Origin of the sequence: Acidocella facilis ATCC 35904, from assembly GCF_000687875.1 — a bacterium.
Lineage (GTDB): Bacteria > Pseudomonadota > Alphaproteobacteria > Acetobacterales > Acetobacteraceae > Acidocella > Acidocella facilis.
The window spans coordinates 1-20,193 of the sequence record NZ_JHYG01000023.1 but is presented as its reverse complement, the minus strand read 5'-3'; the positions used below and the strand labels follow the sequence as shown (position 1 = coordinate 20,193).

General features: G+C 64.8%; 24 protein-coding genes and 1 tRNA gene. 8 read left to right on the top strand and 17 right to left on the bottom strand.

The features are described 5' to 3' along the window. Nucleotides 1-243 (top strand): integrase core domain-containing protein (locus T331_RS0115870; RefSeq protein ID WP_026440740.1); only part of this gene is annotated, 243 nt, incomplete at its 5' end. Between the two features lie 36 nt (nucleotides 244-279). Here the strand turns inward: T331_RS0115870 and T331_RS18730 are convergent. From T331_RS18730 to T331_RS0115850, 4 genes are all read right to left on the bottom strand, one after another. Then, a complete protein-coding gene (locus tag T331_RS18730) occupies nucleotides 280-513 on the bottom strand; it encodes a hypothetical protein (protein ID WP_244876989.1) in 234 nt (77 codons plus the stop codon). Between the two features lie 59 nt (nucleotides 514-572). Then, nucleotides 573-911 carry a hypothetical protein gene (locus T331_RS20090; RefSeq protein ID WP_155992756.1) on the bottom strand — a complete coding sequence of 113 codons (339 nt, stop codon included), beginning with the start codon at nucleotides 909-911 and terminating at the stop codon, nucleotides 573-575. 3 nt (nucleotides 912-914) lie between these two features. Beyond that, nucleotides 915-2,324: a hypothetical protein gene (locus T331_RS20325; RefSeq protein ID WP_211248750.1), complete on the bottom strand. Its 1,410-nt coding sequence runs from the start codon at nucleotides 2,322-2,324 to the stop codon at nucleotides 915-917. A gap of 119 nt (nucleotides 2,325-2,443) precedes the next feature. Next, nucleotides 2,444-3,307, bottom strand: a complete 864-nt coding sequence (locus T331_RS0115850) for a LysR family transcriptional regulator (RefSeq protein WP_026440738.1) — start codon at nucleotides 3,305-3,307, stop codon at nucleotides 2,444-2,446. Between the two features lie 93 nt (nucleotides 3,308-3,400). Between T331_RS0115850 and T331_RS0115845 the strand changes: the two genes are divergently transcribed. Continuing rightward, entirely contained in the window at nucleotides 3,401-4,696 is a 1,296-nt protein-coding gene (locus tag T331_RS0115845) for a chloride channel protein (protein WP_026440737.1), read from the top strand. On the opposite strand, the gene eutC is transcribed toward T331_RS0115845, so the two are convergent. The 4 genes from eutC to T331_RS19655 all read right to left on the bottom strand — a co-directional run bounded on the left by eutC (nucleotide 4,693) and on the right by T331_RS19655 (nucleotide 8,543). Beyond that, nucleotides 4,693-5,445 carry an ethanolamine ammonia-lyase subunit EutC gene (gene eutC / locus T331_RS0115840; protein WP_026440736.1) on the bottom strand — a complete coding sequence of 251 codons (753 nt, stop codon included), beginning with the start codon at nucleotides 5,443-5,445 and terminating at the stop codon, nucleotides 4,693-4,695. The two genes, T331_RS0115845 and eutC, sit on opposite strands and share 4 nt — an antisense overlap. Further along, nucleotides 5,435-6,832: an ethanolamine ammonia-lyase subunit EutB gene (locus T331_RS0115835; protein WP_026440735.1), complete on the bottom strand. Its 1,398-nt coding sequence runs from the start codon at nucleotides 6,830-6,832 to the stop codon at nucleotides 5,435-5,437. Before T331_RS0115835 ends, eutC begins: the two co-directional genes overlap by 11 nt. A gap of 64 nt (nucleotides 6,833-6,896) precedes the next feature. Then, the gene (locus T331_RS0115830) at nucleotides 6,897-7,244 is read right to left on the bottom strand and encodes a response regulator (RefSeq protein WP_205619751.1); all 348 of its coding nucleotides are present in this window, start codon (nucleotides 7,242-7,244) and stop codon (nucleotides 6,897-6,899) included. Nucleotides 7,245-7,385: 141 nt separating this feature from the next. Then, nucleotides 7,386-8,543 carry a TrmH family RNA methyltransferase gene (locus T331_RS19655; RefSeq protein WP_081822300.1) on the bottom strand — a complete coding sequence of 386 codons (1,158 nt, stop codon included), beginning with the start codon at nucleotides 8,541-8,543 and terminating at the stop codon, nucleotides 7,386-7,388. A 67-nt stretch (nucleotides 8,544-8,610) separates the two neighbouring features. Between T331_RS19655 and T331_RS0115820 the strand changes: the two genes are divergently transcribed. Further along, nucleotides 8,611-8,696 (top strand) — tRNA-Tyr (locus tag T331_RS0115820). A 63-nt stretch (nucleotides 8,697-8,759) separates the two neighbouring features. Here T331_RS0115820 and T331_RS0115815 read toward each other — a convergent pair. Further along, on the bottom strand, nucleotides 8,760-9,449 hold the full coding sequence (locus T331_RS0115815) for a hypothetical protein (RefSeq protein ID WP_026440734.1): 690 nt from the start codon (nucleotides 9,447-9,449) through the stop codon (nucleotides 8,760-8,762). 109 nt (nucleotides 9,450-9,558) lie between these two features. Beyond that, nucleotides 9,559-9,753, bottom strand: coding sequence for a hypothetical protein (locus T331_RS18715; RefSeq protein ID WP_035180476.1), 195 nt, complete (start codon nucleotides 9,751-9,753; stop codon nucleotides 9,559-9,561). A 111-nt stretch (nucleotides 9,754-9,864) separates the two neighbouring features. Here T331_RS18715 and T331_RS0115805 point away from each other — a divergent pair, with 111 nt between their 5' ends. Next, nucleotides 9,865-11,367 carry a cryptochrome/photolyase family protein gene (locus T331_RS0115805; protein WP_026440733.1) on the top strand — a complete coding sequence of 501 codons (1,503 nt, stop codon included), beginning with the start codon at nucleotides 9,865-9,867 and terminating at the stop codon, nucleotides 11,365-11,367. Between the two features lie 153 nt (nucleotides 11,368-11,520). On the opposite strand, the gene T331_RS0115800 is transcribed toward T331_RS0115805, so the two are convergent. The 6 genes from T331_RS0115800 to T331_RS18700 all read right to left on the bottom strand — a co-directional run bounded on the left by T331_RS0115800 (nucleotide 11,521) and on the right by T331_RS18700 (nucleotide 16,932). After that, nucleotides 11,521-12,192, bottom strand: a complete 672-nt coding sequence (locus tag T331_RS0115800) for a hypothetical protein (RefSeq protein WP_026440732.1) — start codon at nucleotides 12,190-12,192, stop codon at nucleotides 11,521-11,523. After that, on the bottom strand, nucleotides 12,179-12,523 hold the full coding sequence (locus T331_RS18710; RefSeq protein WP_035180474.1) for a hypothetical protein: 345 nt from the start codon (nucleotides 12,521-12,523) through the stop codon (nucleotides 12,179-12,181). Before T331_RS18710 ends, T331_RS0115800 begins: the two co-directional genes overlap by 14 nt. Before the next feature lie 209 nt (nucleotides 12,524-12,732). Further along, complete coding sequence (locus tag T331_RS18705; protein WP_244876988.1) at nucleotides 12,733-14,070, bottom strand: MFS transporter; 1,338 nt, start codon at nucleotides 14,068-14,070, stop codon at nucleotides 12,733-12,735. Between the two features lie 31 nt (nucleotides 14,071-14,101). Continuing rightward, entirely contained in the window at nucleotides 14,102-15,109 is a 1,008-nt protein-coding gene (locus T331_RS0115785) for a zinc-dependent alcohol dehydrogenase (protein ID WP_026440731.1), read from the bottom strand. Nucleotides 15,110-15,113: 4 nt separating this feature from the next. Then, nucleotides 15,114-16,001, bottom strand: coding sequence for an aldolase (locus tag T331_RS0115780; protein ID WP_026440730.1), 888 nt, complete (start codon nucleotides 15,999-16,001; stop codon nucleotides 15,114-15,116). Next, the gene (locus T331_RS18700) at nucleotides 15,988-16,932 is read right to left on the bottom strand and encodes a carbohydrate kinase family protein (RefSeq protein ID WP_211248749.1); all 945 of its coding nucleotides are present in this window, start codon (nucleotides 16,930-16,932) and stop codon (nucleotides 15,988-15,990) included. Before T331_RS18700 ends, T331_RS0115780 begins: the two co-directional genes overlap by 14 nt. A 116-nt stretch (nucleotides 16,933-17,048) precedes the next feature. On the opposite strand from T331_RS18700, the gene T331_RS18695 reads away from it, so the two are divergent. After that, the gene (locus T331_RS18695) at nucleotides 17,049-17,852 is read left to right on the top strand and encodes a DeoR/GlpR family DNA-binding transcription regulator (protein ID WP_051622435.1); all 804 of its coding nucleotides are present in this window, start codon (nucleotides 17,049-17,051) and stop codon (nucleotides 17,850-17,852) included. A gap of 310 nt (nucleotides 17,853-18,162) precedes the next feature. On the opposite strand, the gene T331_RS20320 is transcribed toward T331_RS18695, so the two are convergent. Continuing rightward, nucleotides 18,163-18,399: a hypothetical protein gene (locus T331_RS20320; protein ID WP_155992755.1), complete on the bottom strand. Its 237-nt coding sequence runs from the start codon at nucleotides 18,397-18,399 to the stop codon at nucleotides 18,163-18,165. 226 nt (nucleotides 18,400-18,625) lie between these two features. Between T331_RS20320 and T331_RS19650 the strand changes: the two genes are divergently transcribed. From T331_RS19650 to T331_RS18685, 3 genes are all read left to right on the top strand, one after another. After that, a complete protein-coding gene (locus T331_RS19650; protein ID WP_081822299.1) occupies nucleotides 18,626-19,033 on the top strand; it encodes a PAAR domain-containing protein in 408 nt (135 codons plus the stop codon). A 1-nt stretch (nucleotide 19,034) separates the two neighbouring features. Beyond that, nucleotides 19,035-19,934 (top strand): DUF4123 domain-containing protein, encoded by a 900-nt coding sequence (locus T331_RS0115755; RefSeq protein ID WP_026440728.1) that lies wholly within the window; start codon nucleotides 19,035-19,037, stop codon nucleotides 19,932-19,934. Continuing rightward, nucleotides 19,931-20,193: hypothetical protein (locus tag T331_RS18685; RefSeq protein WP_035180470.1), on the top strand; the 263-nt coding region annotated here is incomplete at its 3' end. The genes T331_RS0115755 and T331_RS18685, both read left to right, overlap by 4 nt.

Sequence of the window (20,193 nt, the reverse complement as noted above, 5' to 3'; positions counted from 1 at the left end):
GTCGGCAGCGTCGGCGACAGCTACGACAATGCCCTGGCCGAGACGATCAACGGCCTGTACAAGGCTGAGGTCATCCACAGGCGGGGCTCTTGGCGATCCTTTGAGGAGATCGAGTACGCCACGCTGAAATGGGTCGACTGGTTCAACCATCGCCGGATCATGGAGCCCATAGGCTACATGTCGCCGGATGAAGCCGAGAAACCCTACTACGCCGCGCTGCGAGAGCAGTCCATGGCAGCGTGACTCAAACCAAATAGCCTCCGGGAAAACCGGAGCGGTTCACACTGTGAGTTCACCCAAGGCATTGGCGATCTCCTTGGTGTCGTCCACCTCGCAGGAACCGACGACGTAGCAAAGCGTGCTGATCCAGCTCTTATGCACGGGGACAGGCAAACGCTTTGCCTCGATTTCCTGCTTGAGCCAGCGAAGCTGATAGACCACGCGGCCATGTGCAGTGTCGTTTGAGGCTGGGTAGTCTTTGAAGGCGTCGAGCAGGAAGGCGATGCGCTCCATGGCATCGGCATATTCTTCTTCGATGCCAGGCCCGATGACTTCTGGTCCTTTCCAAGCCCTCAAAGAGAAGTATTTTTCTTTGGATTCGGCAATAAATTCTCCGAGTTGATAATGCCTTCTGCTATTTTTTTTATATCAGTGATCGTGGTATCCACTTTCGGATAGTTATACCAATCAACGGTATCATATAGGCCACGCGCCATTTGAACGATGCTCATCAAGGCACCAAATCTAGTATTCGGATCTGAAGATTCGTCTAGATTTTTTAACTTGTTCTCAATGACATCAAGGTATTCCACGCAGTTTGTAACCGGCTTATACGGTTTTTCGAAATCAACCGTGGCGAGCATGAGTTTTTTAAGATTTTCGATTTTTAAACAAAGCTCTTGATATTGCATTTTTTAGTTTCCCACGTCATTCCAAGGCGTTGGAATCGGACTTGACGGAGAAGCCGAATCCCTTGGTATCCATATTTGTTGCCCATTGCCAAGAAGGACACTCGATCCGTCACTTGACATTTGTGGCGCTGCCGGTCCTATCCATCCTCTCAAACCTTTCGTTGACGATATCACATATCCCCCATCACCGTTCCAATCGTTCTTAACAGCAAAATCTGAGCGCCACTCAGCCTCGGTGTTCGGAGCATCAATACCTTCTGCCCAATAAGACCCATTGGCCGACTCTTCATCACCAATGACTCGATTAATAATATCATACCCGTTTCCTGGATCATCACCATTCCAAGGAACCGCGTCCGAGAAGGTCTGAGAAATGTGAGCGGGCAAGTCTGGATAGCCAGGTGCGGACATAGCGCCTCTTGCATTCGCGGCATCCATTTGTGTTTGTAATTCGGGCGTCCATGGCACGGCTCCTGGCTCTGTCATGCCTATTTTCATGGGCAAAAACGGATTTGGTTTTACGAACGTTGAAAAAGGTGGCTTTGGTGCCGCCTTTTTTAGCGACTCGGTCTTGGCTGGTGGCTCCTGCTCTTTCCCGCTATCGACCTTAATCTTCTCAACGAGCCTAGACAGAAACAGCGTCACTCCCAGCGCGATTAAAGCATCCGCTGCTTCTTGTGCCGCATGGTCGATATCAGGCCGGCTCTGCGCCCGTCCGGCTTGAATCACCGCCTGGGTGAATTCATACCCGGCCACCAGCCCGGCCCAACCATACATGGCATAGGCCAGGGCGGCGATAATCGCATCAGCAACTGCGTCCGCGACGGGAATTGCTTGGATGGCTAACCCAGCCGCCAGAAATCCAACCATAATGGCGAGGTTCTGCGGCGTGAGAAAGGCATTGAACTGTTCCCTCGCCGCCGGCCCCAGATGGCCCGGTATGGCCTCAAACATCGCTTCGATCTTGTGCTTGACTGTCCATTGCGCAACGGGCAGCGATGCCGGTGGCGGGGAGCGCGAAGCCGCCGGCGCGGTGACTGCCCCGCCCAGCATCCACTCATCCTGAAGCCAGAATGCAGCGAGCGCGGTGCTTTGTACCTCGCTCCGCAGCCAGTCCAGTATTTGCTGATCGGTCAGACGGTTGGCGCCACCGCCGAGCAGGCTGTTATAGAAATCCCTGATCTGAGCGGCGACATGCCAATCGAGTTTGCGGAGGCTTTCGAGTTCATAAGCGCCCGCGCCACGGCCAAGATACCATTCCCGATAGATTTGAAACCTTCGCATGTCGAAGGCTTCATGGCTTTGCGGGAGGATCAGCAGCGTTCCGGTATGCAGCCGGATCGTCAGAAACGGATGCGGCGGGAAATGGTTGAGAGCTTTTCTTCTCTGATCTTGCCCGGCGTATGCGCTCATGACGAAACCCTATTATGAACGCAATCCATAGCTCAATCCATCACAACTCTGGATTACATCCACGTTGCGTAACTTGTAAATCGCGAATGACCGCCCTGGGCGCCTTGCCGCTATGCCCCCTACCCTCCCCGCAACCGCTCCCGGCCCGCCAGCAGCACCTGCCCCAGCGCCGTCACCGCGTCGTTGCCGCCATAGGTGCCGCCCAGCAGCACGAACTCCACCGGCCCCAGCGAGGGCAGGCCACTGGCCGGCAGATCCTCCAGCCCGGGCGGGATCAGCTGGCCCGCCAGCGGCACCACCCCCAGCCCCGCCATCGCCGCCGCGCGCAGCCCGCTCAAACTGCCGCTGGTGCAAGCCACGCGCCAGGGGATGCGGTTGGCATCCAGCACCCCCAAAGCGCGTTTGCGGGTCATGCTGGGCGGCGGATAGATCACCAGCGGCACCCGCGCCCCCGGCGCCAGCACCAGCCCCTTGCGCCCCACCCAGCGCAGCTCGTCCACCCAGGCGCGCTGGCCGCGCACATCCCCCTCCCGGCGCTTGGCCAGAATCAAATCCAGCTGCCCGGCATCGAAGCGCTCATATAAATCCTCGCTCAACCCCACCGTCAGTTCGAGATCCACCTGCTCATGCCGGTCCCGGAAATCCGCCAGCAGCTCCGGCAGGGCCGAGAACACGAAATCCTCCGAGGCGCCGAAGCGGATGCGCCCGCGCAGCGCCCCCCCGGCCAGATATTCGCCGATCCGCGCATTCGCCCCCAGCACCTGCCGGGCGAAGGGCAGCACCGCGTCGCCATCCGTGGTCAGCCGCACATGGTGGGTATCGCGCGCCAGCAGCCGCCGGCCGGTCTGCGCCTCCAGCCGCGCCACATGCTGGCTGACGGCGGACTGGCTGATCCCCAGCTGCCGGGCGGCGGCGGAAAACCCGCCCGCCTGGGCGACGGCAACGAAGCTGCGCAGCAGAACGGGATCGAGCAACAGGTCCATGAGTCTGCTTATAACGGATCGCAATAACAAATATAACTGTTATTTCGTTTCAAAATCGCGCAAAGCATCGCCGCAGACAAGGAGTATTTTCCCATGAGCGGCACGGCGCGGCATTCCCTGAAACTGGCCCTGGTGACCGTCCTGGTCGGCGTCGCCGGCGGGATCGGCGGCGGCAGCATGGCGCTGCTGCTGCATGCGGTGCAGCATGTCACCTATGGCTACAGCTTGCGGGACATGGTCGGGCCGGAGAGTTTCCTCACCGCCGTCGCCGCCGTGCCACCCTGGCACCGCGCCCTGGCCCTGCTCATCGCCGGGCTGTTGGCGGGGCTGGGCTGGTGGGCGGTGTATAATCGCGGCGCCAAGCTGGTCAGCATCAAAGCCGCCGCCAGCAGCGGCAAGCAGATGCCCTATGCCAGCACCACCGGGCACGCGCTGCTGCAGATCATCACCGTCGCCATGGGCTCGCCTCTGGGGCGGGAGGTGGCGCCGCGCGAAATCGCCGCGCTGCTGAGCCAGCGCCTCACCGGCTGGGCCGGCATCACCGGGGAGGAGGCGAAAATCCTGCTCGGTTGCGGCGCCGGGGCGGGTCTGGCGGCGGTGTATAACGTGCCGCTGGGCGGGGCGGTGTTCGCGCTGGAGGTGCTGATCCTGCGGCTGGACCCGCGCTCCATTCTGATGGCGCTGGCCAGCTCCTGCATCGCCGCCATGCTCGCCTGGTCGGTGCTGGGCGATGTGCCGCAATATCACATCCCGGATTTCACCCTCTCCGCGCCGCTGCTGGTGCTGTGCGTGCTGGCCGCGCCGGTCATCGGGCTGGCCGGGCATGGCTTCGCCCGCCTCACCGCCGCCGCGCGCAAAAATATGCGCACGGATGGCCGCCTGATCCGCCGCTGCCTGGTGGTGTTCACGCTGATCGGCCTCGCCGCCATGGCGTTTCCGCAACTGCCCGGGAATGGCAAGGGGCCGATCCAGCTCGGGCTGGAGAGCGCGCTGCCGCTGCATCTGGCGCTGGCCTTGCTGGGGCTGAAGGTGGCGGCCATCGCCGGCGCCCTCTGGGCCGGGGCGGAAGGCGGGGTGCTGACGCCGGGGCTGACAGTGGGCGCGCTGCTCTCCACCTTGCTCGTGCTGGGCTGGAACTTGGTGCTGCCGGCGGTGCCGGCCGGCGCCTTCGCCCTGGTCGGCGCTGCCGCCTTCCTCGGCGTCTCGATGGAGATGCCCTTCACCGCCGTGGCGCTGATGTTCGGCTTCACCCGCGTCGGGCAGGATTTCCTGGTGCCGCTGATCCTCACCGCCGCGCTGGCCAGCGCCACCAGCCGGGCCGTGCCCCTGGTCCAGACCGCCTTGGCCAACCGTCGCGCCCCCGCCCCGGAGGGCGAAACCGCGATTTAGGCCTGCCCAACCAGCGGCGCGGCGCCCTCATGCGTCAGGCCGCTGGCCTCCTTCAGCCCCACCCCGGTCAGCCCCCGGCGCAGCGCCTCGCGCATCAGCCAAGCCAGCATATCCGCCGCCGCCTCGGCCGAAAGCCCGCCCTGGCCATGCACGTTGGAGATGCAGTTGCGCGCCGAGTCCGGCGTGCCGCGCTTCGGATCGAAGGTGAGATAGACGCCGAGACTATCCGAAACCGTCAGCCCCGGCCGCTCGCCGATCAGCATCACCACCAGCCTCGCCCCCAAAGCCGCGCCGATATCATCGCCCAGCGCCACCCGCGCCTGGGTGGCAATGACCAAAGGCGCCAGCTTCATGCCGCCCAGCCGGGCCAGCAGCGCCTGGGCCACGGGCACCGCATTCTGCATCACGGCGGTGGCGGAGAGCCCGTCGCCGATCACGATCACCGCGTCGTAATCGCCCTTGGGCAACGTCTCCAGGCACTCCGGCGCCAGCGCCCGGCCGAGATCCGGCCGACGCAGATAAATCTCCCGGTCCTTGGCGGCGCTGTGCACCTGCAGCGCCCCCGGCAGCGCGGCCTTCAGCGTCGCCACATCCAGCTTCGCGTGCACCGCATCGCGCGCCATGGCATGGGCGAACTGGAAGTCCAGCACATCGCCAATCTTCATCGCATCCCCCGCCCGGCCGAGGCCGATGCGCGCGCGCGTGGCCTGGCGCAGCTTCGCCCAGGGATCGTTTTCCTCAGGCGGCATTGCGGGCCTCCAGCAGGCGGCGCTGCGCCTTGTTCTGCGGCCCGGGCAGGCGCATCCGCCCATGCCGGTCCAGCATTTCCATCTTCTCCAGCCAATCCTCGAATTCCGGCGCCGGGCGGGCGCCGAAGCTGGAGCGCAGATAGAGAATATCGTGATAAGAGAGGCTCTGGTAATTCAGCATCACGTCATCCGCCCCCGGCACCGCGATGACGAAGGAGACGCCGGCCACGGTCAGCAGCGTCATCAGCGTGTCCATGTCGTCCTGGTCGGCCTCGGCATGGTTGGTGTAGCAAACGTCGCAGCCCATCGAGATGCCGAGCAGCTTGCCGCAGAAATGATCCTCCAGCCCGGCGCGGATGATCTGCTTGCCGTCATAGAGATATTCCGGGCCGATGAAGCCGACCACGGTATTCACCAGCAGCGGCGAGAATTCCCGCGCCACCGCATAGGCCCGCGCCTCGATGGTCTGCTGGTCCAGCCCGAAATGCGCCCCGGCGGACAAAGCCGCCCCCTGGCCGGTCTCGAAATACATCGTATCCTGGCCGATGGTGCCGCGCTTCAGCGATTGTGAGGCCTCATAAGCCTCGCGCAGAATGCCGAGATTGATGCCGAACCCGGCATTCGCCGCTTCCGAGCCGGCGATGGACTGGAACACCAGATCCACCGCGCCGCCGGCATTCATCACCTCGATCGAGTTGGTCACATGGGTGAGCACGCAGGTCTGGGTCGGGATTTCGTAGCGGGCGCGCAGCTCATCGAGCATGGAAAGCAGGGAGATGCAGTTCTGCACGCTGTCGGTCGCCGGGTTGATGCCGATGACGGCATCGCCGGTGCCATAAAGCAGCCCGTCCAGCGTCGAGGCGGCGATGCCCTTCAGGTCATCCGTGGGATGGTTCGGCTGCAGCCGCGAGGAGAGCCGGCCCTCCAGCCCGATGGTGTTGCGGAAGGCTTTCACCACCCGGCATTTGCGCGCCACCGCGATCAGATCCTGGTTGCGCATCAGCTTGCTCGCCGCCGCCGCCATCTCCGGCATCAGCCCCGGCGCCAAAGCGGCCAGGGCGGCGGCATCCGCCTCGTAGGAGAGCAGCCAGTCCCGGAACTGCCCGACCGTCATATGCGCCACCGGCTTGAAGGCCACTGCGTCATGCTTGTCGAAAATCAGCCGCGTGACCTCATCGGTCTCATAGGGGATCAGCGGCTCTTCCAGGAACATCTTCAGCGGCAGATCGGCCAGCACCGCCCGCGCGGCGACGCGCTCGGCATCCGAGGCCGCGGCCAGCCCGGCCAGCTCATCGCCCGAGCGTTTGGCCGAGGCTTTCGCCAGAACCGTTTTCAGATCCGGGAAGCGAAAGCTTTCCCCGCGAAAGGCATGCGCAAAATGTCCCATGCCGCATATGCAACACCGGAATTTATTGCCGTGCAATATAAATTAGCGGGAGGAATGCCGGTTTTCAGTCCGCCATCATTGACTGGATCTTCTTCGCCAGCCCATCCAGCGAAAACGGCTTGGTGATGATCTCCATGCCCTCGGCCATGGCGCTGCCATTGCCGACCTCGATATTATGCGCATAGCCGGTCATGAACAGCACCTTCAACCCGGGGCGAATCTGCTTGGCGGCATCGGCCAGCTGGCGGCCATTCTGGCCGGGCAGCGTCACGTCGGTCACCAACAGATTGATCGGCTGGGACGAGTTCAGCACCATCAAAGCGGAGGGCACGTCCTCCGCCTCGAATGTCCGGTACCCCTGCTCCTCAAGCGTCTCGACGACCAGCATGCGCACCATGGGCTCGTCATCCACCACGAGCACCGTATTGATAACTGGCGGGAGTGACCCGGCTTGACCCATCATGAACCCCTTTGCGCTTTTGTACCCGCCGGGCGGACTCCCGCAAAGCGCCGCCACCTAAGCGAAACCTAAAGAATCCGTTAGCCGGCGGGGTCAGCCAGGGGTGCGCGTTAGTTCATATAACGCCACCGCGCCGGCGGCGGAGACATTCAGGCTCTCCATGCCGCCCGGCATCGCCAGGGCGCAGATCTCATCGCAGGTTTCGCGGGTGAGCCGGCGCATGCCCTCGCCCTCGCTGCCCAGCACCAGCGCCACCCGCCGGCCGGCGAAGGCCTCGCCGCGCAGCCTGGTCTGGCTATGGCCGTCCAGCCCGACCACCCAGACATCGGCGTCCTTCAACGCCGTCAGCGTGCGGGAGATGTTGGTGATGCGCAGCAGCGGGATCGTCTCCAGCGCGCCGGAAGCGGCTTTCGCCAGGGCGCCGGTCTCTTCCGGGGCGTTGCGGTCCTGCGCCACCACCGCGCAGGCGCCGAAAGCCTGGGCCGTGCGCATCAGCGCGCCGACATTGCGCGGGTCGAAAATCTGGTCGAGTACCAGCACCGGGCCGGGGCGCAGCAGCGCCTCCTGCAAGGAGGGCGCCTCCAGCTGGTCGGCCAGCAAGGCGATGCCTTGATGCACGATGCCCGAACCCGGCTTGGCGGCGAGAATCTGGTCGATCCGCTCGCGCGGCGAAATCTCCGGCTGGATCGGCCAGGGCAGCGGCGCTTCCGCCGCCAGGCTGGCCTGCGCCTCCTCGGTGATCACCAGCCGGCGGAACAGACGCTCCGGGTTTTTCAGCGCCGCCGCCACCGCATGGGTGCCGTAGAGCCAGACCGCGCCGGATGGCGTGGAGGGGCCGCGCCGGGCCGCGCCGCGCTTTTGCGCCTCGCGCTGGACCTGGGTAGGGGGCTGGGGCTGGATTTGGGGCTGGATTTGGGGCTGGGCTTGGGGCTGACGCTCGGCACGCAGCGGGGCCTCAGCGCGGCCCTCGGCCTCACGGCGTCCCTGCCCCTCATTGCGCTTCGGGCCTTCACCCCGCGCCGGGGCGTCATGGCGGGCAGGCGCGAAGCCGCGTCCCGCCCCACCAGCACGCCCCGCCCCGCGCCCTGGCTCGGCCTGGCGGAACTGGCCATCCTGACGGGGCTGCTCCTGGCGCGGCGCGCCCTGACGCGGCTCTTTTTTCCGCGAGTCGTCGGGACGCGATCCCCGCGCCTCGCCAGCTGAACGTTGACGGGGAGCGTTTTTTCCATGCGGGGGGCGTTTTTGAACCATGCCCCTCACTATCTCCACCCCCATGCGTTGACAACCGATGCCAACCGTTGCAAGACGCGCCCCACGTGGAAGGGTGCCCGAGTGGCTAAAGGGGACGGACTGTAAATCCGTTGGCGTGCGCCTACGTTGGTTCGAATCCAACCCCTTCCACCACTTCCCTCAAAACGCGGATCACCAGCCTTGCGGCATTCATTCGCCGCCTTGCCCAAGCCAGGATCAGAGGCAGGATTTCGCCTGCATGGCGGTCTGCAGAGAGGCAAGCACGTCCGCGGCGATGGCCGGGTTGTCGAAGACTGACAGATCGACCGTCCCGCCCGTGCGCAGATGCCCGACTATCCAGTAGCTCGCCCCGCCGCGCACCGCATCCCGCGCCTCGACGCTCAGCGCGCGCACATCGCATAGCGCCACCGGCGTCGATCCGTCGCTGATCACGCCACGATCCTGATTGACGGAGACCCTCAGGGCGACGTCCGGCGGCGCCAGGAACGCCCCGGTGCAGAGCACATTCAAAACGACCACCGCGACGGCCACGAGATAGGGCATGAAGGTCCCGCGCAGGACCCAGGCGATCAGCGTGAGATAGAGTGTGAACGCGACCAGAAAAATCGCCATCCCTGGTCCAACCTGGTCCGCGCCGACGATCGTCAGGACATGGCCCGGCCCGTGTTTCCAGAACAGGTCCAGATCACTGTCATTGCCGCCGGGATAAGGCGAATAGCCCGACGCCAGCAGCCGGTTTTGCACGCTTTGCGCGCGCTGCAGATACGCAGCGACACAAACAAGACTGAACGGCACAAACGCCGCGATCATGGCGGGCTTCAGCCAGCCCCGCCCGCTCTTCCCCGCCGCGACGGGCGGTGCCGCATTGGCTTGTGGCGGCGGCAGGTGCCGATTTTTATTGGACAAGGCTGCGCACCCAAATCTGAGATCGAAACAGATAGCCCGCGCAGTATGCCCCCGACATTACCGCGAGGAAATAGCCGGGGCCGGAGGCATCAAGGCACGCCGCGCCGGCCTACATCAGCAGGCTGTGTGCAAAATACCCGAACCCGATCTCCGGCTGGCCGCCAAGCGCGGCCACCCGGCCGGGGACGCCGTGATCGAGCCATCCGAGCAAATGCACGCCAAACAGCGACAAGGCCCCCGCCGCCAAAACCAGCACCACCACCAGCCCGACCCATTCAAACGCCCGCACGCTGTTCTCCTTCATCGACGCGCGGGCGGTTCAAGCGCCGAATTGGGGCCAAAGCATGGAGCAAAAACGCGCCAATTATGGTCGCCAACCGGTGATCCGATCGCCCCGCCTTGCCGTAACAAATATATGACCCGGCTTTTTCCCGTCCTCGGCGACCAGCTCAGCCTGGGGCTCGCCAGCCTTGCCCAGTGCGATAAGGCCAAGGATGTCGTGTTGATGATGGAGGTGCGTGGCGAGGCCACAACCCCGCGCCATCACAAGATGAAAATCGCCTTCCTGTTTTCGGCGATGCGGCATTTCGCCGCGGCGCTGCGCGAGCAGGGCTATCGGGTCGATTATGTGGCGCTTCAGGATGAGGGCAATACCCACAGCTTCGAGGGCGAGCTGCGCCGCGCGCTGCACCGGCATAAGGCCGAGCGGATCATCGCCACCTGGCCTGGCGAATGGCGGGTGAAACAGATGCTGGAGGGGCTGGGCGCCGAGATCCTGGAAGATACACGCTTCCTCGCCCCGCTCAGCGTCTTTGCCGAGTGGGCGCAGGGCCGCACGCAATTGCGGATGGAATTCTTCTACCGGCTGCTGCGCCGCCGGCTGAATATCCTGATGGAGGGGGATGAGCCGGCCGGCGGGCGCTGGAATTTCGACAGCGAGAACCGCCACCCGCTGCCGCCCCAGAAGAAAATCCCGCTCACCTACACGCAAGCGCCGGATGCGGTGACGCAGGAGGTTCTGGAGCTGGTGGCGGCGGAATTTCCGGAGCATTTCGGCGAATTGAAGGGATTTTCCTACGCCGTCACCCGCGCCGGGGCGCAGGCGGCGCTGGCGCGCTTCATCACCCAGCGCCTGGCCAGCTTCGGCGATTACCAGGATGCGATGCGCCAGAACGAACCCTGGCTGTTTCACTCGCATCTCAGCCTCTATCTGAATTGCGGGCTGCTGCTGCCGGGCGAATGCATCGGCGCCGCCGAGCGCGCCTGGCGCGCCGGCGACGTGCCGCTGAACGCCGCCGAGGGCTTCATCCGCCAGATCCTCGGCTGGCGCGAATATGTGCGCGGGCTCTATTGGCTGAAAATGCCTGATTACGCGGCGCAGAACGCGCTCGGCGCCACCCGGCCCTTGCCCAGCTTCTACTGGGATGCCGGCACCGAGATGAACTGCCTGCGGCAATGTGTCCGCACCACCCGCGACCATGCTTATGCCCACCATATCCAGCGGCTGATGGTGCTGGGCAATTTCGCCCTGCTCGCCGGGCTCGACCCGGCGGAGGTGAATGAATGGTATCTGCTGGTCTATGCGGATGCCTATGAATGGGTGGAGATGCCCAATGTCACCGGCATGATCCTGTTCGCCGATGGCGGGCTGCTGGCCAGCAAGCCTTATGCGGCGGGCGGTGCGTATATCAACCGCATGTCGGATTATTGCGGCCATTGCAGCTTCAACGTCGCGCAGAAAACCGGCCCGGAGGCCTGCCCGTTCAATTATCTCTATTGGGCCTTCCTCGACCGCCACCGCGACAAGCTGGGCGGCAATGCCCGGCTGGGCCTGGCGTATAAGACCCTCAACACCATGCCCAGCCCGGCCTTGGCCGCGATCCGCGACAGCGCGCGTAGCTTTCTGGAGCGTCTCTGATCTAAAAAGCTGAAATGGACCACGTCATCGTCGACCGCCTTGGGCAACGGCAGAAGACAGGACGCCTCCCCCGCACCGGGGGATTGCCCTTATGCGGATGAGACCGCGTGCCTTTTACTGCCGGCGGTAGAAGCTGGTCTGTCCTGTCCGGCGTCAGGCCAAGAGCAGCAGGTTCAACTGGCCATCGGCCTCCTGATTATCGGAGCTCCAGAGATACAGCGATTTTCGGCCATTCTCTGTATAGAACTCAACGCCAGGGCGTGTTCTTGGAACTTGCGGGCCGAATTTGAATTTATAATCTGCGCCATTGGTCGGATAGGCCGTCACGAAATGCAAATAATCCTTGCCGGAATCGCGGCCGCCATTATCCACGACCAGCACGACATGCTTAACTTGGCCAGAAGCATCCACTGCCCCGCCTGACTTCACACGGATATTGAAGTTTCCGCCTGGGCCGGAAACTGGGTTGGCGTGGATGGTCATGCGCGCCCCCATGGCCACATTCAGCAATTTCAACGCCGCCTGACCGAACGACGAATTCAGGATCTTCGCCACCACGAAGGGCTGGTCGGAGACCGTGCGTATTTTCATTCGCCACGTCTGCCCGATCATCGCCGGGTCGAGATAAGTGCCCGTGGCGTTGGTCTGCTGGGAGATGATGAACGCGGATTTGTTCTTCGCGATCAGGTCGCTATCGCTAATGCCGTGATGGTCCCGGAACGCATGGCCGACATTGCCGGGATTATACGGATGCGGTTTACGTTCGGAAATGGCGATCATCGTTTTGATCTCGGTAACGCTGTAGTCACGGTCATAGCGTGCCATCTTGGTTCCCCCTCGTGGACAGGGACGGCAAAATATCCATTCCAGCAACAACTTTAAAGTGAATTTTCGCGTACCCCGCCGGCCCGTGCAGATCCTTGGCCATTGCCCAGGGCGCTGACAGCCAGACATCCCACGCGTCCGGTGCGATCAGGATCACCGGCATGGCCTTGGGGTGGATTGGCGTCACCCCCTCGTTCGCGGCGGTGGTCAGGATACCATGGATCTCGGCTGCGAACTCTTCGAGACGTGGCGCCAGCTGACAAAAGCGGTGAAGGGTTTGTTCAAAAACACCCCACCAAAAACTTTGGTTCTGTCCCAGATCTTCATTCATCTGACCATTATGTCGATCCCGAGTCTCTTCGCCTTTTGCCCGTGGCGTCAAGGGGTTTACTCGCCTTCGGCGACGCGCGGCGAAGCCGCGCGCCCTTGACGCCACGGGCAAAAGGCGAAACCCTGCAATGATCGAAATAATGGTGATCCTTCAAGGCGTTGAAGGTACAAGCTGGAAAGTTATCTGGGACAGCCCCAAACTTTCGTAGTTCAGCTCGAAGAGGCCTGCCAGGCTTCGCTGCGCTGCTGTGCCGCTATCTCCTCCTGCCCTGCCAGTCGCTTCGCCGCCGCCGCGCAGATGAAAGAAAGCACGCAAATCCCGGCCAGGAAGGCCGCAATCGCCCAGGGCTGGCCGCCATCCGCCTTGATCAGCCAGGTGCCGATCAGCGGCATGAAGCCACCCGCGATCGCCGAGATCTGATAAGCCAGCGACAGCCCGGTATAGCGCGTGCCGGGGCTGAAGAGTTCCGTGAAAAAAGTGGCCTCGACAGCGAACATCAGCGTCGGTCCGAGATTATAGGCGAGGATGAAGGCCAGCCAGATGATGGCGACGGATTTGGTGCCCAGCAGCAGAAAGAACGGATAGCTGAACAAGGCCATGAACCCGGCCCCGGCCAGATAGACGCTGCGCCGCCCGAACCGGTCCGAAAGCCCGCCGAACAGCGGACACAGAAAGATGCCGATGAGAGAGGCCACCATCATCGCATGCAGCCCGGTCGAGCGGTTCATGCCCAGATCATTGACGATATAGGCAATGCCAAAGGCGTTGATGATGTTGGAGGAAATCGTCTCCGCCAGCCGCGCGCCGGTGGCCAGGGCGGTGTTGCCGGCATGGTTGCGCAAAAGCTCGCCCAGCGGCGTGCGCTGCGGCTTGCCCTTGGCCAGCATCGCCCGGAAATCCGGCGTCTCCATCAGGCTGACGCGGATGAACAGGCCGATGAAGGTGAACAGCCCGCTGATCAGAAACGGAATGCGCCAGCCCCATTGCAGGAACTGGTCCTTGGACAGCCCGCCCAGCAGCGCGAAAATCCCGGTGGCCAGCAAAATCCCGGCCGAGGCGGCGGATTGCGGCACCCCGCCCCAGAAGCCGCGCCGGTTGGCGGGCGCGTGCTCGATCGTCATCAGCGCCGCGCCGGCATATTCGCCGCCCAGCCCGAAGCCCTGCACCAGCCGCAGCGCCAGCAGCAGCAGCGGCGCGCCGATGCCGATCTGCGCATAAGTCGGCAGCACGCCGATCAGGAAGGTGCCGAGCCCGATGATCACCAATGTGGCGATCAGGCTGGCCTTGCGCCCGATCCGGTCGCCGATATGGCCGAAGACGATGCCCCCCAGCGGCCGCGCCAGAAAGCCGACGCCGAAAATGGCGAAGGAGCCCATGATGCCGTTCAGCTTGCCGGCATTGGAGAAGAAGATCGGCCCGAAGGCGATGGCCGCGGCGGTGCCGAAAATGAAGAAATCATACCATTCGAGCAGGGCGCCGATGAAGCTGGCAATCGCCACCTTGCCCATCGGGCTTCTCGGGGCAGCCTGGGTGCTGCTATTTGTCATTGTTGTTTCCTCCGGTTTTTGGATCGGGTGGTCAGCCCATGTCGATCAACACTTTCACGCTGTCGCGCTGGCCGGCTTGTTCATAGGCGTCCTTGGCTTCGGCCAGAGGTCGGATGGCGCTGATCAGCGCCCCGGCCGCGATCTCGCCCGCCGCCAGCGCGGCAATGGCGGCGTCGATATCGGCGGGCACATACATGCCGCTGCCCAGCACGTCGATTTCGAAACGCTGCAGCCGGGGCAACGGCAAAGCCCGGGCGGCATCAGCCACGCCGACCACCACCATCGTCCCGCCCCCGGCGGTGGCACGGCAGGCTTCATCCAGGGTCGCCTGCGCGGCCACGCAGTCGAACACCGCGCTATAGTCGCCAAGCCCGGAGAGCACCTCGGGCGCGTGGGCGGCCTGGGCGCCAAGCCGCAGCGCCAGCGCGCGCTTGGCGGCGACGGGCTCGACAATGTCGATCGGCCCGGCCCCGACCAGACGCGCCGCCAGCAGCACGCACAGCCCGATGGTGCCGCCGCCGATGATCAGCACCTTGTGCAGGTCCCGCGCCCGGCCGACGGCATGGATGCCCACCGCCAGCGGCTCCGCCAGCGCCGCCAGGGTCGGCGCTAGCCCGTCCGGCACCGCATGCAGCTGTGCGGCGGGAACATTCAGACAGGTGCTGGCCACACCGGGCAGGCGAAAGCCCATCACCTTCGCGCTCTCGCAATGGTTGGGCTGCCCGGCGTCGCAGGCCCGGCAGGTTCCGCAGGTGACCAGCGGGTTGACGACGACACGCTGGCCAGGGCGAAACCGCGTCACCGCTGCCCCCACCGCGACCACGCGCGCCACCACCTCATGCCCGGTCCGCACCGGCGGACGCACCCAGGGGTGCTTGCCGTGCAGCACGTGCAGATCGGTGCCGCAGATGCCCAGATAATCCGGGCGCAGCAGCACCTCGTCCGGCCCGGGCGCGGGCGGGAAAGGGTGCGAGACCAGACTGACCTCGCCCAGCGCCGGGAACTCGATCGCCTGGATGCGGTTGGGCAGGGCGGTCATGGGGTCAGCCTTGCACCGCGCGGTCCGCGACCTCGCACAGGCGCTTCAGCCGGTCCGTCGCCTCGCCGGCCAGCGCGGCCTTGAGGTTGGGCTGGCCGATCACCGGCTTCCACACGGCGCGCCCGGCCAGGAAGCCGGAAGCGCCTTCCTTGCAGGCCAGCTCCACCGCGCGGGGGAATTCGTCGGGCTCGACACCGGAGGAGAGCACCACCCAGGGGGAAGAGATGGCTTTGGTCAGCGCGGCGCAGGCAGAGCGCAGCGCCGCCTCGCTGCCGCGGCCATGCAGCGGCACTTCGGCCTTGTAGAGATCCGCGCCCAGCCCGCCAAGCTCCTTGGCGGCTTCGAGCACGCCTGCATTCCAGTCATAGGGCACAGCGCCGCGCGGCGGCTTCGCCACCGGCTCGATGATGCTGACCAGGCCGGCATCTTTGCATTGCGCAACGAAACGGCGGGTCATTTCGATGCGGGTTTCGGCGGCCTCGTCCTGGCGCCAGATCACCAGCAGCTTCAGCGCCGTGGCGCCATCGGCCATGACTTCGGCCGCGACCACCGCCGGGTCGATCTCGACCTTGTCGACAAACGCATCCGGGCTCGGAATGAACAGATCCGCCGCCGCGATCAGCGCGCAGGAGGGGGCCACCGCCTTTTGTGCCACCGCCTGGTCCCAGACGAACTGCTTATCCAGCAAAATCGCCGAGGCGTGCGGGGTCAGGGCGCGGGTGACTTCGAGTTTGAAATCGGTGACCTGCTGGTCGCTCACCGGGCCGCTCTGATGCGCGGCCAGCATCGCGCGCAGCGCCTCGCGTTGGTCGATGGCGAGCATCGCGAAGGCGCCGGAGGGGCGGGCGAGGCGGGCGAGCCCAGCGCGGGGGCGGTCTTCAATCTGCTGCATGGGAAAGCTCCGTTATGTCGTTGGTCAAAGCGCGTTGCGCGGGCAAGGCGCGCATCACGGTATCGTGGTCGGGAATGGCGGACCGCCCATCGATGCCCCGGCAGGAGAGCCCGGCGGTGATGCCGGCATAGGCGGTGGCCTCGGCACAGCCCATGCCGCGCATCCAGCCCGCCACCAGGGCGCCGTGGAACACATCCCCGGCGCCGAGCGTGGAGAGGCAGGGCGCGGGCAGGAAGGCCGGCACATGCCAGAGCCGCTCCCTGGTGCGGTCCAGCGCGTAGGCGCCGGCGGCGCCGTCTGTCGCCACCACCCAATCCGCGCCGGCCGCGCGGCGCAGCAGCGTGGCTGGGTCGGCCGGGCCGAACATCGCCTCCAGCCGGGCAATGGTGGGCACGAACAGCCGGGCGGCGCGATGGTCGAGATCGGGGATCGGGTTGCCGGCATCGATGGAGAGCGGCGGCAACGCGGTGCCCAATGCGGCGAGCTTGCCATAGCCGATCTGGTCGGCATGGATCAGCGCCGCCTGGGTGATCATCCGCGCCTGGAGGCTGCCGGCCGTCAGGGTGAAATCCGGCGGCAGAGTGGGGCAGAGGGCGCGGGTGGCCTGGGTGCGGTCCGCCAACACCAAGGCCGCGCAGGAGGCGGTGTTGACCACACGCACCACGCCGGAGACATCCACGGTTTCCGCCCGCAGCGCCGCCAGAATTCGGGCGCCATACACATCGTCTCCGACCGCGCCGATAAAGCAGGCGGGCACGCCGAGTCTGGCGCAGGCAACGGCGGCGGTGGCGGCGGGCCCACCCCCGGCCTCGACGATGCGCTCCGCGACCAGCCGCCCGTCCGGCGCCGGAAAGCCCGGTAGCAGAGCGATCATGTCCCAGGAGGCGAGGCCGACAAAGACAGCCGGCTTTACGGTTTGGGTTTCGATCAACATTCCCTCGGACACTTGTTATTTTTGAGTTTGGTAAATAATTACCATTTATGGTAGTAAATTATCTAAATCATGGATGGTTGTAAATGGTCTTGTTGGGGATTTAAGGATTGCTCATGTCCGAGAAAGCGGCGCAGGCGCCGTCATTGACCTATGGCGCCGCCGCCGGGCGGCTGGAGATGGTGTTCGCGCGCATCGCGCAGGCCGGGTTCATTTCCATTGCCGATCTGGCGGCCGCGTTGGGGGTTTCGCCAATGACGGCGCGGCGCGATGTGCAACGCCTGGCCCAGGCCGGGCGGGTGGCGGCGCTGCATGGCGGGGTGAAGCTGCTGGCGCCGCCGGCGCAAACCGGTTTTGCCCAGCGCCGCCAGGCCGCCGCCGCCGCCAAGCAGGCCATCGCCCGGGTCGCGGCGGGGCGGATCGGCCGGGAGGACAGCATCGCCATCGATGCCGGTACGACCACCTTACATCTCCTCGAGCATCTGCCCACGAATTTTACCGGTAGCATCGTCAGCCATTCTGTCCCGGTGATGGCGGCCTTGATGGAGCAGACGGGGTATCGGCTGGTGATGCTGGGCGGAGATTTGCTGCCGGACAGTGCCGCGCTGGTCGGCCCGCTTTCGGTGGAAGCCGCCTCAAGGCTGCGGGTGCGCAGCTTCTTTCTCGGTGCCGCCTCGGTGGATGCGCGCGGCGTGTATGTAAAGGCGGATATCGAACGCCCGACCAAACGGGCGTTGATGCAGGCGGCGGACCAGGTGGTGCTGCTGGCCGATCATTCGAAATTCAGCCTGTCGGAACCAGTGCGGCTCTGTGGGCTGGACGAGCTGGACGCGCTGGTGACAGATCGCCCGCCCCCTGCCGACGTTGCCGCCGCTCTGATTCGCGCCGAGGTAGCCCTAAGCTTGGCTGCTCCGGATTAGAATAATGTGTGTTTAGATTGACGCGGCAGCATCACTCTATGTGCCAGGTCAGTGCCCCATCCACTTCCTTGGATTTACCCCAATAATGGAGGAAGTCAGGAATGGTGGACGGTAAAGAGGAATTATTCTGCATCAACTTTGCCTCGCTTGAATCTGACAGAGGCAGAGATTTTTGTGTCGAAAGCGACAACCAAGGGCATGACTTTTCATTCCAGCGATAATTAACAAGCCCCAGTCATTTTGATATCACATGCCGCCACAATTCCACGCTTCAACGCCGTAAGCCATACCTTTGCCGGCACTAAAATCCTTAACCAACATTTTCACTCAGACCGTAAGACTTCACGCCAGCAAGCTGTTTTGGCTGAGTCAGGGCGTCCCTCACCTTCTGGGCGTCGAGAGCGACAAAATCCGCGATGGTAGCGACACCAAGCCACTTCAGCTCCAGCGCAGACTGACCGCCGATGCCCCAAACTGTTTCGATTGGGGTATCGGCATAAAAAGCAGCCCACACCCCAGCACTGCGAAGCTCAAAGAGACCCTCCATTGAAGGCCGCTCCTTGGCAAGCCTGTTCGCCAACTTGGCGATGGTCTTGGTGGACCCCAACCGATGCAGGTTGGAATATTGGCCAGGCGCCGCACCTCGTCGCGGATGCGCCGGAAGTCCGGGTGCCGCAAGTGGCCGACAAATGATCACCTCGTAATGAATGGCGTTATTTACGCGCGCCGCCGGCCCGCCTAGGTTGCAATCGTTTCTATCGAGGGGCGAATGAATGGCCGGGAAGCCCGCAGCGCGATTGACGGACATGCACACCTGCCCAGCCAGCAACGGCCCTGTGCCGCATGTCGGCGGGCCCGTCTCCGGCCCCGGCTGCCCGACCGTGCTGGTCGGGGGCCTTCCCGCAGCGCGGGTGTCGGACATGGCGGTGTGCGTCGGCCCGCCGGACACGGTGGCGATGGGCTCCTCCACCGTGCTGATCGGCGGCATGCCGGCGGCGCGGATGGGCGACCAGATGTCGCATGGCGGCGTCATCGCGCTGGGCTGCTTCACGGTGCTGATCGGCGAGAGCGGCGGCAGCGGTGGCGGCGGCAATGCCGGGGCGGTGGGCGCCGGCCCGGCCGCCCCGCCCTGCCCGCGCCAGGCCGCGGCGGCGGGCGCGCCCTTCATGAGCATGGGGTAGCATGGCGGCCGGTCTTGCCGACATTCTGGCGGAATGGCCGCGCCCGGTCTTTGCCGTGCTGGATGGCGCGAAGTATGACGATCTTCCCGCCCTGCTGCGGCAGGTGGACGTGGCAGCGCGCGCGCTGTTTCTGGAATATCGCGGCAATGCCGGGATCGTACGGGCCGGCCCGCATCTGGCGCTGCTGAACGAGCGGCGGCTGCGCAACCTGCTGCGCATCGAAGGCATCGACGGTGCGACCGTGTTCTGGCGGGTGGAGGCGCCGGACGAGCCCGCCTTCTACCGGCATCTACGTACGCTCAACCTGGTGGAGATTCCGGCCCCGCCGCCAGCCCAAGATGCTGCGCCGGACCCGTTCGCGCCGGCGCAGCGGACGGTGATGTTCCGCCATTGGGACCCGGGCGTCCTAGCGATGATCCTGCCCGTGCTGACCCCAGCACAGCGCGCCCGGCTGTTCGGCCCGGCGGCGGCGCTGGCGATCGCGGCGCCGGAAGGGGCGTTGCAGGCGAGGCGCCGGGCGGACTGGCCGGAACCCGCGCACGGGCGGCTGGTGCTGAACGAGGCGCAGATGCAGGCCCTCTCCGGGGCGATGACGGCGCGCTCGCACCGTGCCATAGCCTCCTATCTGCGCGATGCCGCACCGGAGCAGACCAGGGGCATGGACGAGGCCGGGCTGCTGGGGTTCGTGGCGCGGAGTGAGGCGCAGGGCCGCGCCTGGGGGTTGAAAACGGAGGCGGGGCTGGGGCGCTTCGCCTATCTGACCTTGGTCAGCCGTGGCGAGGTTTGGAACGCGCCCCCTGCCCTGGACTATCTCCGGAGCGCGGTGGACGGCCCCGACAAGGCCATCGCGCGGCTGCTGCCGGCCATCGGTGAGCGGATGTTGCAAAGGGGCGCGGCATGAGCGCAACGGCCGGGGCGGCCTTTGTGGCGGCCCAATTCGTTCCCGGCCTGGACGTCGCGGTCGACGCCGTGGCGCTTGGCATCGCCGGCGCCGCGGCAGTGGGCGCCATTGGAGCCGAGATCTACCAACATGCGGGCCATCAGGCTGTCCAGGCGAATACCAAAGCCGATGAGCAGCTCAAGGATTCGGACGCTTCTGAGCCTTGCGTGGAATGCGGCGACGCGCTTCCGTGCTTCAACACCCCCGCCGGGCAGAGCGA

Excerpts from the sequence above, each read along its gene's own strand:
- T331_RS0115835 (WP_026440735.1), bottom strand. The coding sequence starts at position 6,832 with ATGGGACATTTTGCGCATGCCTTTCGCGGGGAAAGCTTTCGCTTCCCG.
- eutC (WP_026440736.1), bottom strand. The coding sequence starts at position 5,445 with ATGCCGCCTGAGGAAAACGATCCCTGGGCGAAGCTGCGCCAGGCCACG.
- T331_RS19650 (WP_081822299.1), top strand. The coding sequence starts at position 18,626 with ATGGCCGGGAAGCCCGCAGCGCGATTGACGGACATGCACACCTGCCCA.
- T331_RS0115850 (WP_026440738.1), bottom strand. The coding sequence starts at position 3,307 with ATGGACCTGTTGCTCGATCCCGTTCTGCTGCGCAGCTTCGTTGCCGTC.
- T331_RS18705 (WP_244876988.1), bottom strand. The coding sequence starts at position 14,070 with ATGACAAATAGCAGCACCCAGGCTGCCCCGAGAAGCCCGATGGGCAAG.
- T331_RS18710 (WP_035180474.1), bottom strand. The coding sequence starts at position 12,523 with ATGAATGAAGATCTGGGACAGAACCAAAGTTTTTGGTGGGGTGTTTTT.
- T331_RS0115845 (WP_026440737.1), top strand. The coding sequence starts at position 3,401 with ATGAGCGGCACGGCGCGGCATTCCCTGAAACTGGCCCTGGTGACCGTC.
- T331_RS0115755 (WP_026440728.1), top strand. The coding sequence starts at position 19,035 with ATGGCGGCCGGTCTTGCCGACATTCTGGCGGAATGGCCGCGCCCGGTC.
- T331_RS0115800 (WP_026440732.1), bottom strand. The coding sequence starts at position 12,192 with ATGGCACGCTATGACCGTGACTACAGCGTTACCGAGATCAAAACGATG.
- T331_RS18730 (WP_244876989.1), bottom strand. The coding sequence starts at position 513 with ATGGAGCGCATCGCCTTCCTGCTCGACGCCTTCAAAGACTACCCAGCC.
- T331_RS0115780 (WP_026440730.1), bottom strand. The coding sequence starts at position 16,001 with ATGCAGCAGATTGAAGACCGCCCCCGCGCTGGGCTCGCCCGCCTCGCC.
- T331_RS20090 (WP_155992756.1), bottom strand. The coding sequence starts at position 911 with ATGCAATATCAAGAGCTTTGTTTAAAAATCGAAAATCTTAAAAAACTC.
- T331_RS20325 (WP_211248750.1), bottom strand. The coding sequence starts at position 2,324 with ATGAGCGCATACGCCGGGCAAGATCAGAGAAGAAAAGCTCTCAACCAT.
- T331_RS20320 (WP_155992755.1), bottom strand. The coding sequence starts at position 18,399 with ATGGAGGGTCTCTTTGAGCTTCGCAGTGCTGGGGTGTGGGCTGCTTTT.
- T331_RS0115785 (WP_026440731.1), bottom strand. The coding sequence starts at position 15,109 with ATGACCGCCCTGCCCAACCGCATCCAGGCGATCGAGTTCCCGGCGCTG.
- T331_RS0115805 (WP_026440733.1), top strand. The coding sequence starts at position 9,865 with ATGACCCGGCTTTTTCCCGTCCTCGGCGACCAGCTCAGCCTGGGGCTC.
- T331_RS19655 (WP_081822300.1), bottom strand. The coding sequence starts at position 8,543 with ATGGTTCAAAAACGCCCCCCGCATGGAAAAAACGCTCCCCGTCAACGT.
- T331_RS18715 (WP_035180476.1), bottom strand. The coding sequence starts at position 9,753 with ATGAAGGAGAACAGCGTGCGGGCGTTTGAATGGGTCGGGCTGGTGGTG.
- T331_RS18695 (WP_051622435.1), top strand. The coding sequence starts at position 17,049 with ATGTCCGAGAAAGCGGCGCAGGCGCCGTCATTGACCTATGGCGCCGCC.